Origin of the sequence: Arthrobacter nitrophenolicus (assembly GCF_000332815.1) — a bacterium.
Taxonomy (GTDB): domain Bacteria; phylum Actinomycetota; class Actinomycetes; order Actinomycetales; family Micrococcaceae; genus Arthrobacter; species Arthrobacter nitrophenolicus.
In genome coordinates, this window is sequence record NZ_AOFD01000047.1 from 22,904 (window position 1) to 34,171 (window position 11,268).

Annotated in this window: 7 protein-coding genes and 3 pseudogenes; 6 read left to right on the forward strand and 4 right to left on the reverse strand. The window is 68.8% G+C overall.

What is annotated here, in order from left to right:
* Positions 1 to 176: 176 nt before the first annotated feature.
* Complete coding sequence (locus G205_RS20690) at positions 177 to 1,988, forward strand: PEP/pyruvate-binding domain-containing protein (protein WP_009358813.1); 1,812 nt, start codon at positions 177 to 179, stop codon at positions 1,986 to 1,988.
* 169 nt (positions 1,989 to 2,157) lie between these two features.
* Positions 2,158 to 2,427 (forward strand): PEP-utilizing enzyme, encoded by a 270-nt coding sequence (locus G205_RS23035; RefSeq protein WP_083875081.1) that lies wholly within the window; start codon positions 2,158 to 2,160, stop codon positions 2,425 to 2,427.
* Between the two features lie 28 nt (positions 2,428 to 2,455).
* On the opposite strand, the gene glpK is transcribed toward G205_RS23035, so the two are convergent.
* The 3 genes and pseudogenes from glpK to G205_RS24100 form a co-directional block, all read right to left on the reverse strand.
* Positions 2,456 to 3,970, reverse strand: a complete 1,515-nt coding sequence (gene glpK / locus G205_RS15520; protein ID WP_009358815.1) for a glycerol kinase GlpK — start codon at positions 3,968 to 3,970, stop codon at positions 2,456 to 2,458.
* A 49-nt stretch (positions 3,971 to 4,019) separates the two neighbouring features.
* Entirely contained in the window at positions 4,020 to 4,706 is a 687-nt protein-coding gene (locus G205_RS24095) for a glycerol-3-phosphate dehydrogenase C-terminal domain-containing protein (RefSeq protein WP_420874313.1), read from the reverse strand.
* Positions 4,695 to 5,848 (reverse strand): annotated as a pseudogene (locus tag G205_RS24100) (glycerol-3-phosphate dehydrogenase/oxidase); the annotation flags it as partial. The gene G205_RS24095 and the pseudogene G205_RS24100, both read right to left, overlap by 12 nt.
* 118 nt (positions 5,849 to 5,966) lie before the next feature.
* On the opposite strand from G205_RS24100, the pseudogene G205_RS15530 reads away from it, so the two are divergent.
* The 4 genes and pseudogenes from G205_RS15530 to G205_RS15545 form a co-directional block, all read left to right on the forward strand.
* Positions 5,967 to 6,923: pseudogene (locus tag G205_RS15530) on the forward strand (sugar-binding transcriptional regulator); the annotation flags it as partial.
* 27 nt (positions 6,924 to 6,950) lie between these two features.
* Positions 6,951 to 7,819, forward strand: a pseudogene (locus G205_RS15535) (aldo/keto reductase).
* 12 nt (positions 7,820 to 7,831) lie between these two features.
* Entirely contained in the window at positions 7,832 to 8,761 is a 930-nt protein-coding gene (locus tag G205_RS15540; RefSeq protein ID WP_009358818.1) for an alpha/beta fold hydrolase, read from the forward strand.
* Positions 8,758 to 9,843 carry a glycosyltransferase family 4 protein gene (locus G205_RS15545; protein ID WP_009358819.1) on the forward strand — a complete coding sequence of 362 codons (1,086 nt, stop codon included), beginning with the start codon at positions 8,758 to 8,760 and terminating at the stop codon, positions 9,841 to 9,843. The genes G205_RS15540 and G205_RS15545 overlap by 4 nt, the downstream gene beginning before the upstream one ends.
* On the opposite strand, the gene G205_RS15550 is transcribed toward G205_RS15545, so the two are convergent.
* A partial coding sequence (locus G205_RS15550; RefSeq protein ID WP_009358820.1) for a hypothetical protein occupies positions 9,840 to 11,268 on the reverse strand: 1,429 nt, incomplete at its 5' end. The genes G205_RS15545 and G205_RS15550 overlap by 4 nt on opposite strands.

Sequence of the window (11,268 nt, forward strand, 5' to 3'; positions counted from 1 at the left end):
CCGCTCAGCTGTCCGTTGTCTCGGACACCCGGCGGCTAGCTAAGCAGAAGAATCGCACGCATGGAACTACTTTAGCGCACCTGCGGGAGGCGGGGACGAACGGGGCTGTACCCGGCAGGTTGCCCGTCACTAGACTGGAACCGGGCCGTCCGGGCCCCGATCCGGCAGGTGACGCCATGCATGATGCGGAGAACGCCGCGGGCGCGGAAGGCCGCTTTCCCCGGCTTGGCGGAGCCGCCGCACTGCAGCGGGACGCTGTTGGCGGCAAGGCCGCCGCCCTGTCCCGGCTGCGGATGACAGGGTTCCGGGTTCCGCCCGGATACGTGGTCACCCGTGCCGCCTACGACGACGCCTCGGGACGCGGCGACTGGTTGCGCCTGTTGCAGGACGCTGCCCTCGCTGCGGGCCCCGGCCCCTATGCCGTCCGCTCCTCCGCCGCCGCTGAAGACCTGCCGGGTGCGTCCTACGCCGGCATGTACGAAAGCTACCTCAACGTCGAGCCGGCAGGCCTGGCCGCTGCGGTTGCCCGCTGCTTCCAGTCGGCGGAGGCCGGCAGGGTGCGCGCCTATCAGGAGTCCCTCGGCCAGGCCGGCAGCGGAGCCATGGCCGTGCTGGTCCAGCAGATGGTGGAGCCCACGGCGGCGGGTGTCGCATTCTCCGCCAACCCGCTGACCGGGGCCCGGGACGAAACTGTTATTTCCGCTGTGCCGGGGCTCGCTGAAGGGCTCGTCTCCGGCTCCGAGGGCGGAGAAGAATGGACAGTCCGGAACGGCAGCGCCACGTGCACCCGCGGCGGGGACCTCCTGACGGCGGAAGTCGCGACGGCGGTGGCGGCCGCGGCCCAGCGGGTCGCCGGGCATTTCGGTGCTCCCCAGGATGTCGAATGGGCGCTGGACAGGTCCGGCCAGGTCCAGCTTGTGCAGGCGCGGCCAATGACCGCCGTCCCTGAACCGGTGGCCTGGCAGCGGCCGGGGAAGGGCGTGTGGATCCGCAACTTCCGGCTGGGCGAATGGCTGCCCGAACCGGTCACCCCGCTCTTCATGGACTGGCTGGTGCCAACCCTGGACTCCGCCTACAACCGGGCTGTGGCGCACTCCACCGGCGTCCAGGTGCCGATGGAACACGCCGCGGTCAACGGCTGGTACTACGTGGCTCCGCCGACGCCGAGGGCGCTCCCCCACCTGCTGTTTGGCGGGTCGCTGCGCTACATCTTCAACTGCGTGGTCCGTCCCATGCTGGACCCGCGCGGTGCCGACCGCGCTGTCCTGCGGAGCCTGGAGGACGAATGGCGGACGGAGTGCCTCCCGGCCTACCGCCGCCTGGCGGAGGGACAGCCGGCGGGCGGCGATGCGGCCGGCCTTCCGGACATCATCGGCCAGGTGGAGGACGTGGTGGGCGCGGCAGGAGCCTACCTTTGGTACTTCTCGGTCACCGGCGGTGCCGCCTGGAAGATGGAGATGGCCCTTGCCCGCTTCTGGCGGCGGCACCTGGCGGCCGCTGTGGCTTCCGGGGTCCCGGCGGCATCCGGGGCTGAGGGCTACCAGGTACTGCTCGGCGGGCTGCTCCCGTCCGCCCCGCCCCAGGTGCCCCATGCCGTGTACAGCCTTGACTGGTACCACAGGACAGCGGGCGAGGAGCCGGCAGTGTCACTGGCACCGGCCGACGCCAGGCGCCATGCTCCCTCCAATGCCGCGGACCGGCGCCGGGCGGCCGAGGCTGCCTGCCGTCGGACCCTGCGCGGAACCCGCCGCTGCGCCGCTTCGACACCCTCCTGGCCGTTGCCCAGCACTACGCGCTGTTGCGGGAGGAACAGGCCCGCGACTTCACGCTGGGCTGGCCGCTGCTGCGCCGGTGCGCTGCGCGAATTGGAACAATCCTGCAGCAGGCCGGAACCATCAGCGATCCGGAGGACGTCTACTTCCTTACCCGGCGGGAGCTCCGAACCAACGGACCACCCCGGCACGCTGAGGTGTCCCGGCGCCGGATGATTGGCTGCGGCAGCGGAAACTCGACGCGCCGCTCACCCTGGGCACTCTGCCCCTGCTGGGCAACTCCTTTGACCGGATAGCCAACAAGGCCCGTTCAGAACGCGCCCTTCCCGCAGGGGCACTCAGCGGGCACCCGGCAAGCCCCGGCCGCGCCCGCGGGCAGGTCCGGCTGGTCGGCGGTCCGGCCGACTTCGCGGGCTTCCGGCCGGGCGAAGTCCTCGTGGCCAGGGCGACGGCACCTGCCTGGACCCCGCTCTTCGCCAGCGCCGCCGCCGTCGTCACGGATACGGGTAACCTCGCCGCGCATGCCTCCCTGGTGGCGCGGGAATACGGGATTCCGGCCGTGGTGGGCACCGGCAACGCCACGAGGGTCCTGCACACCGGCCAATGGGTCACAGTGGATGGCAGTAAAGGGATCGTGGAAACCGGCACAGTCTGAGTCCGGGGCCGGCCCTGGCTCCGAAGGGCTACTTCACATCCCCGTCCACCCAGTCCATGGACTTGGTGACGGCTTTCCGCCAGAGGCGCATCTGCCGGTCCCGCTCGGCCGCGTCGAGCTGCGGCTCCCACCGTTTGTCCTCCGACCAGTTGGCTGACAGCTCGCCCAGGTCCTTCCAGAACCCGACCGCCAGCCCGGCCGCGTAGGCCGCCCCAAGCGCTGTGGTCTCGATGACCCTGGGACGGATGACGGGGACACCCAGGATGTCCGCCTGGAACTGCATCAGTGCGTCGTTGGCCACCATCCCGCCGTCGACCTTAAGCTCGCTGAGGGGCACGCCGGAGTCGGCGTTGACGGCGTCCAGCACCTCGCGGGTCTGGAAGGCGGTGGCTTCCAGCGCGGCACGGGCTATGTGGTTCTTGTTGACAAAACGGGTGAGGCCGACGATGGCGCCGCGGGCATCCGGGCGCCAGTGCGGGGCGAACAGGCCCGAGAACGCCGGAACGATGTAGACGCCGCCGTTGTCCTTGACGGACGCCGCCAGGGTTTCCACCTCTGGCGCGCTGCTGATCATGCCCAGGTTGTCCCGCAGCCACTGGATGAGTGAGCCCGCGACGGCGATGGATCCTTCGAGGGCGTAGTGCGGGGCGGCGTCCCCCAGTTTGTAGCCGACCGTGGTGAGGAGTCCGTTCCTGGAGTGGACAATCTCCCCGCCGGTATTGAAGATCAGGAAGCAGCCCGTCCCGTACGTGTTCTTGGCCCCGCCGGTTTCGAAGGCCGCCTGCCCGAACGTGGCCGCCTGCTGGTCGCCGAGGATTCCGGCCACCGGCGTTTCCCGGAGCAGCTGGGAGGTGTGGACGTGGCCGTACACCTCCGAGGACGACCTGATGGCCGGCATCATGCTGCGCTGCACGCCGAAGACCTTCAGGATGTCCTCGTCCCACTGCAGGGTCTCCAGGTCCATGAACAGCGTACGGGACGCGTTGGTGACGTCCGTGGCGTGGACGCCACCGTCCACGCCGCCCGTCAGGTTCCACAGCACCCACGCGTCAGTGTTGCCGAACAGCAGGTCGCCCGCTTCGGCACGTTCCCGGGCCCCCGCGACGTTGTCCAGGATCCACTTGATCTTGGTGCCCGAGAAGTAGGTGGCCAGCGGCAGTCCGACCTTCTGCTTGAAGCGGTCACTTCCGCCGTCCCGCGACAGTTCGTCCACGATGTCCTGCGTCCGGGTGTCCTGCCACACGATCGCGTTGTACACCGCCTCACCGGTGGTTTTGTCCCACACGACGGCGGTTTCGCGCTGGTTGGTGATTCCGACGGCGGCAATGTCGTGCCGCGTCAGGTTCGCCTTGGACAGGGCGGAGGCAATGACTTCGCGGGTGTTGTTCCAGATTTCCGCTGGGTCATGTTCCACCCAGCCTGCCTGCGGGAAGATCTGCGCGTGCTCCATCTGCCCCGAGGAGACAATGCCGCCGGAGTGGTCGAAGATGATGGCGCGGGTGCTGGTGGTGCCCTGGTCGATGGCGAGAATGTACTGGTTCATGGATGACGTCCTTGTCGGTTTGGTGGCGGTGGATGGCGGCGGGGTACCGCTACGCCACCAGGCTGGGCGTTTCCACCCGGTGGAAGCGCTTCAGCACGTCCTGGGCGTGGAGGATCTCCGCTTTCCGGGCTGCTGCATCCCATCCAAGCGGAACAGCCAGCACTTCTGCCACCTCATTGAGCAGTTCCCCCGTGACGAGCCCGCGGAAGGCCAGGGAGGTCCGCCGGATGAGGACGTCCACCAGGTGGCCCACCTGCTCGTTGGCAGCCATGAACTCGAGTTCACGCACGCTCAGCTCGCGGGTGGAGTGCAGCGGCCGGTCCTCGCCGGCGTCGAGGTATTCCATGACCGCCTCCGCACGGGTGCCGTAGCGCGTCAGGAGCCCGGCGGTGCGGTCCGCGTCCCGGCCGGGGGCCATATGCGCCTTGATCCACTGCTGGACGCCTGGCTCGTCGGCGGGGAAACCGGCGCCGCCGCCGATGGGCAGCTGTGCAGTGCTCACCTGGCGCTCCTTGCCCAGCACGGCCAGGACGTCGTCGGCCAGGTGCTCGGCGAGGGCACGGAAGGTGGTCCATTTGCCGCCAACCAGGCTCAGGACGACGGCGCCCGTCCCGCCAGCTGCCGGACCGCGGCGCTCGATGCGGTAGTCGCGGGAGACGAAGCCCGGCTGGGTGGCGTCATGCCGGGGCAGGGGACGTACGCCCGAAAAGGTGTAGACGATCTGTTCGCGGGTCACCGGGACCGCGGGGAACACGTGCCCGATGAGGTCGAAGAAGTACGAGATTTCCTCGTCGGTGCAGACGGCGTCCTCGGCCATGTCGGCATCCACGTCGGTGGTGCCCACCAGCACGCGGTCACCCATCGGATAGATCAGGACGATCCGGCCATCCGTGTGCTCGAAGAAGATCTCCCGGCCGCGGCAGGCCTCGAGCAGGGCGGGGTTGTCCAGCACGATGTGCGAGCCTTGGTGCCGCCCATGAAGGACGAGGTGGAGCCCATCGCCTGGTTGGTCAGGTCAACCCAGGCACCGGTGGTGTTGACGATGACGTCGGCGGTGAAGTCGAATTCGTCCCCCGTCAGTTCGTCCCGGAGCCGGACGGTGCTTCCCCGCCCGGTTCCAGGGTTGGGCCGGGACGTCATGGACTGCAGTGACACGTAATTGCTGGCACGGGCAGTGTCTCCCTGCCCCGGGGCGGCGCCCGTCCGGCCGGCCAGTTCGCCGTCCTGCAGCACGTCGAGGGTAAGCCGCTCGGGGTTGTGCACGGAGGCATCGAAGTAGGTGGCCGTGTATTTGACGTCGGGCCGCAGCGCAGGCAGCTCCGCCAATGCCCGCTTGTGGTCAAGGAACCGGTGCCGGGGCACTGTACCGCCGGCCCGGGAAAAGGAGTCGTACAGGCTCAGGCCGAGCTTGATCAGGAACGCGCCGCGCTCCTTCGGTTTGCCCTGCTGCTTGTGCGTGAGGAAGCGTAGGGGCGCGGCCAGTACGCCGGAGAAGGTGCTGAAGATTGGAATGGTGGTCTGCAGCGGCTTGACGTAGTGCGGCGCGATCCGGAGCAGCCTGTTGCGCTCCACCACCGACTCCCGGACCAGCCGGAACTCGCCGTTTTCCAGGTAGCGGATGCCGCCGTGGATCATGTGCGATGACGCACCGCTTGCACCCTGGCAGTAGTCGCCGCGTTCCACGAGTGCGACGTCGACACCCTGCAGGGCAAGGTCGCGGAACGTGCCCACACCGTTGATGCCGCCGCCCACCACCAGCACTTTGGCATGCGGACGCCGCTTCAGGTTGCCCACCGGGCTTCGCACCGACCCCGGCTTCGGCGCTTCGGCGGACTGCCGGGGCGCGGATGGATGGACGGTTGGCTCTGTGGCTCCCACAACTACTCCTGGTGATTTCTCCCGATGCGCGGCGCTTTCGCCGCCGTTCCCAAACCATGGTTGAACTGATGGAAAATGGAGTCAAGCTCAATGCACAAACGTGCAGAACGGAATGCCGATGAACCCCTCCCGGCACGCGGATGCCCTCCGCGCTGCACAGATGTACTATCTGCAGGATCTCACCATGGATGCCATCGCACGGGAACTCCGGACCTCCCGGTCCACCGTTTCCCGGCTTCTTTCCGCTGCCCGCGAATCCGGCCTGGTCCAGGTCCAGATCCGCAACCCCCTGGACACCGGGCCCGAACTGGAGGGCATGATCCGGCAGCGCTACAGCGTGGACGTGCACGTGGTCCCCGTCCTCGAGACGCTCAACGAGGCCGAAACCCTGGACCGGGTGGCCATCCAGGCAGCCCGGACCATCGGGCCGCTGGTGGACTCGAACACCATCATCGGGGTGGCCTGGGGATCGACCATCAGTGCCGTCAGCCGGCACCTGACAAGGAAGATCACCCATGACAGCGTCATCGTCCAGCTGAACGGTGCGGGCAACATGCACACCACCGGCATTACCTACGCCAGCGACATCATGCGCCGCTTCGGCAGTGCGTACGGAGCCCGCGTGGAGCAGTTCCCGGTGCCCGCTTTTTTCGACCATGCCGCCACCAAGACCGCCATGTGGAATGAACGCAGCGTGCAGCGCATCCTGGCGCTGCAGGCGAAGATGAGCATCGCCATCTTCGGCGTCGGCTCGGTGGATGCCGATTACCCGAGCCACGTCTACTCCGGCGGCTACCTGGACGAGGACGACCTCCACGCGCTGGCCACCTCGGATGTGGTGGGTGACGTTGCCACGGTCTTCTTCCGCGGCGACGGGTCCTCCGACGGCATTGTCCTGAACGAACGCTCCACCGGCCCGGCCCTTTCACAGCTCCGGCAGGTGCGGCGGAGGATCTGCGTGGTCTCCGGCGCCTCCAAGATCGACAGCCTGCGGGGAGCCCTGGCAGCAAACCTTGCCACCGACCTGATCCTGGATGAAGCAACCGCGCGGCGGCTGGTGGATTTCGAAGGCCTCGCCACCGCGAGTGGTAGAGTCGATGCCATGAGAACCTCACCCCGGCTCAGCCTGAACAACGGCGTGCTGATCAACCAGCTCGGCTTCGGGCTGTACAAGGTGCCCGCTGCCGAAGCCGAAGGGCTCGTTGCCATGGCCCTCGCGGCGGGTTACCGCCACTTCGACACGGCAGCGATGTACGGCAACGAGCTGGGCGTGGCGCGCGGCATCAGCCCCCAGCTCAGCGCGCAGGCGGGCAGCGGAGGGTCAGGTGAGCTCTTTCCGGCCCTCTCCAGGGAGGATATCTTCATCACCACCAAGGTCTGGAACGACCATCACGCTACGACGCCACGCTCCGGGCTTTCGATGACTCGATGGTCAACCTGGGGCTGGACTACGTGGACATGTACCTCATCCACTGGCCCTGCCCGCGGCAGGGGCTGTACCCGGAGACCTACCGGGCACTGGAAACGCTGTACCGGGAAGGCAGGGTCCGCGCCATCGGCGTCAGCAACTTCCAGCCCGCACACCTTGACCGGCTGCTGCAGACGGCCGAGGTGGTTCCCGCCGTCAACCAGATTGAGCTCCATCCCTGGCTGCAGCAGGAGGAACTGCGCAGCAAGCACAAGGAGCTGGGCATCATGACCGAAGCCTGGAGTCCCCTCGGCAGGGGCCAGGTGCTCGCCGATCCCGTGATCGGGGCCTGCGCGGCGGAACACCGCAGGACCCCTGCCCAGGTGATCCTGCGCTGGCACATGCAGCTTGGCCATGTGGCCATTCCCAAGGCGAGCTCCGAAGCACGCATCCGCGAAAACATGGATGTCTTTGGCTTCGATCTTTCCGAGCGGGACATGGCAGCGATCGCCGGGCTGGAGCGGGGACACCGCACCGGCTCCCATCCCGACAACGTCAACTAGGAGCCGGTGACAATGAAAACAACCAGCCCGGGACAGTCCACCGCGCCCGCCTACATCAGCCCGGACCTCGCCGCCCGCACCACCGCCGCCACCGTGGAGGTGGACGGTGCCACGGTTGCCTACTGGACCTGTGCACCCCTGCACGCCACCCCGGACACCCGCACCATCCTGGTCATCCACGGTTTCCGCGGCGACCACCACGGCCTGCTGCGGGTGGCCGACCAGCTTCCGGACATGCGCCTGGTCATGCCCGACCTTCCCGGATTCGGCAGTTCCGGGGCCTTCCGGTCCGGCGCCCACTCGGTGGAACGCTACGGCCGGTTCATTGCGGACTTCATGGCGGCACTTGGCCTGGGCCCTGACACTGTCCTGCTGGGCCATTCGTTCGGGTCCATCATCGCCGCGCACTTCGTGGCAGCCAATCCGGACGCCGTCAGCCCGCTCATCCTCATCAACCCCATCGCCGCCCCCGCTCTTGAGGGGCCGAAAGGGATCATGACCCGGCTGGCAGTGCTCTACTACCGCCTGGGTGCCCGCCTCCCCCGGCCCCTGGGGCTCGCGCTGCTGCGCAGCCCGCTGATCGTCCGCGTGATGAGCGAAGCCATGGCCAAGACGAAGGACAGCAGCCTCCGCAACTTCATCCACGGCCAGCACCACGCCTACTTCAGTGCGTTCGCGAACCGGGACAGCCTGCTCGAAGCCTTCACCGCGTCCGTCAGCAGCCACGTGGCTGAGGTGGCCGGAAGCCTGAACCTTCCCGTGCTGCTGGTTGCCGGCGAGAAAGACGAGATCGCCATGCTTCCGGACCAGCACCGCCTGGCGGCACTCCTTCCGGACGGGCAGCTCACGGTGATTCCCGGCGTCGGGCACCTGATCCACTACGAGACGCCCGAACCCGCCGCCCGCTCCATCCGCAGCTTCCTGGAGGACCACCCCGCGTGAAGATCATCATCGATGCCCGTTTCACCAGGACCGACCACCACGACGGCATCAGCCGCTACGGCGCGAGCCTGATTGCCGCGACGGCGAAAATCGCCGATGTGTCCATGCTCATTTCCGATGTCCGGCAGCTCGCCCTGCTTCCGGATGTCCCCTACACCCTGATCAGCAGCCCGCTGTCCCCCCGGGAGCTGTTCGTGGCGCGCACGGTCAACGCGCTGGGCGCCGACGTGGTGGTGTGCCCCATGCAGACCATGGGAACCTGGGGCCGGAAATACGGCCTGGTCCTGACCCTGCACGACCTCATCTACTACGAGCACCCGGATCCCCCCGGCTTCCTGCCCGCACCCGTGCGCCTGCTGTGGCGGCTCTACCACAAGGCATTCTGGCCGCAGCGGGTGCTCCTCGACCGCGCCGATACGGTGGCCACGGTCAGCCGGACCACGGAAGCACTCATCGCCAAGTACCGCCTGACCCGCCGCCCGGTGCGGATCATCAGCAACGCCCCGCAGCCCGAACTGGACCCCAGGCCCGCCGAGGCCGGGGCGGAGAAGTCGATTGTCTACATGGGCTCCTTCATGCCCTACAAGAATGTAGAGACCATGGTGGCCGGCATGGCGCAGCTTCCCGGCTACACCCTCCACCTGCTCAGCAGGATCACCCCGCAGCGGCGGGCGGAGCTGGAAGCCCTGGTGGCACCGGATGCCTCCGTGGTCTTCCACAACGGGGTGACCGACGAGGAATACGCCACGCTGCTGCGGACCGCCACGGCCCTGGTCAGCCTCTCCCGCGCCGAAGGCTACGGGCTCCCCCTGGTCGAGGCCATGTCGCTCGGCACTCCAGTCATCGCCAGCGACATTCCCATCTTCCGGGAAGTGGGCGGCGACGCGGCAACGTACGTGGACCCCGCCTCCCCGGGGCAGTTTGCCGAGGCCGTGGCCAGGCTCCAGGACCCGGCCACCTGGCAGGCGGTGTCCCGCAGGTCCCTGGCCCGTGCCCGCGAGTTCAGCTGGGATGAATCGGCACGGCAGCTGGTGGAGGTGGCCGCCGAGATCGTCAAGCGGCGCCGCGGCAGGACGCGCTAGAGCACGTCCACGCCGTCCAGCCGGAGCTGGACGGGATCCATGGTGCGCTTGGCGGCTGCAGCGGCCCGCGTCACCCGGAGCACCCGAACCACGGCGGCCGCCTGGCTGTAGGGAAAGAACAGGAGCGTCCGGACGTCCTCGGCAGCGCGGCGCGGCGAGGGCGGACCGTTCAGCAGCAGGGGCGCCGGCCCGGCCGTGCGGAGCGTGATCCCGGCCGTCTCAAGCTCGGCTTCCACCGCCCCGGTGTAATGCTCGACGGCGGCCCTGGGTCCCGTGACGGACGCGATCCGTACGGCGGGAGGCAGCTGGAGTTCGGCCCGGAGGGAGAGTTCCCGTTGGGCATAGCCGGCCGGGTCCCAGCGGAGGAGCGCACCCGTGGCGGCGGTATCCGACGCCGTCACCACCACCAGCCCCCCGGCTGCCGCCGGACGGACCAGCGCGGCGGCATTGAACCAGCGCCGGACAGTGTCCTCACCGGCGCGCAACGTTTCCCGGCGCAGCAGGGAGTCGCCGTCCAGCAGCAGCGCTGCCGCATAACCGCCGTCCGCCACGGGTTCCGCCCCGACCGTCGCCACGACGAGGGCCTTGCCGTCACCGACGGACGCCTTCACCTGGTCGCCGGAGGAGGTCACCACGGTGGTGCCGGGGAACGCACGGCCAAGTTCCTCCGCGGTGCGCAGCACGCCGGTGGCACCTTTGCGCAGCCGCCGCCCGCCGCAGTGGCCGCACCTCCAGTCCGGAGCGGGCGTGGAGCACCAGCGGCATTGGGGCAGGGCGGCGGTGCCGGCCAGCGCCAGCGGCCCCCGGCAGGTCCCGCAGCGGGCGGGTTCACGGCAGGTTTCACAGGCAAGGGACGGGGCATAGCCTGCGCGCGCAACCTGGACCAGGACCGGGCCGCGTTCCAGGCCCTCCTTGGCAGCGCGCCAGGCGGCGCCGGGCAGCCGGGCCACCGTGGCCAACGGATCACGTTCCTGCTCGAAGCTGTCTGCGGTGTTGACCACCCGGGGCACGGTGCGGCGGACATCCGGCCGGTCCGCCTCCACGGGAAGCACCCATCCGGCTTCCACCAGGCGCTGCACCTCGGTGCTGCGGGCGTGCCCGGCAAGGAGGCAGGCCGCGCCTTCCTGTTCAGCGCGCAGCAGCAGGACCTCCCTGGCATGGGCGTACGGTGCACGTTGCTCTATGTGGAGGTCGTCGCCGTCGTCCCAGCAAACCACCAGGCCAAGGTTCCGGACGGGGGCGAACGCCGCAGACCTGGTGCCGATGGCCACGCGGGCCTGCCCGGCCAGGAGGCGCAGGAAGTTGCGGTAGCGGGGCGTCGGCCCGTCCTCCGCGGTAAGCCGGGCGACGGCGGCCTCCGGCAGCACGGCATGCAGGGCGTTTTCCAGCCGGTCCAGGTCGCGGTTGTCGGGAACCACCAGGACT

Excerpts from the sequence above, each read along its gene's own strand:
- G205_RS20690 (WP_009358813.1), top strand. The coding sequence starts at position 177 with ATGCATGATGCGGAGAACGCCGCGGGCGCGGAAGGCCGCTTTCCCCGG.
- G205_RS15540 (WP_009358818.1), top strand. The coding sequence starts at position 7,832 with ATGAAAACAACCAGCCCGGGACAGTCCACCGCGCCCGCCTACATCAGC.
- glpK (WP_009358815.1), bottom strand. The coding sequence starts at position 3,970 with ATGAACCAGTACATTCTCGCCATCGACCAGGGCACCACCAGCACCCGC.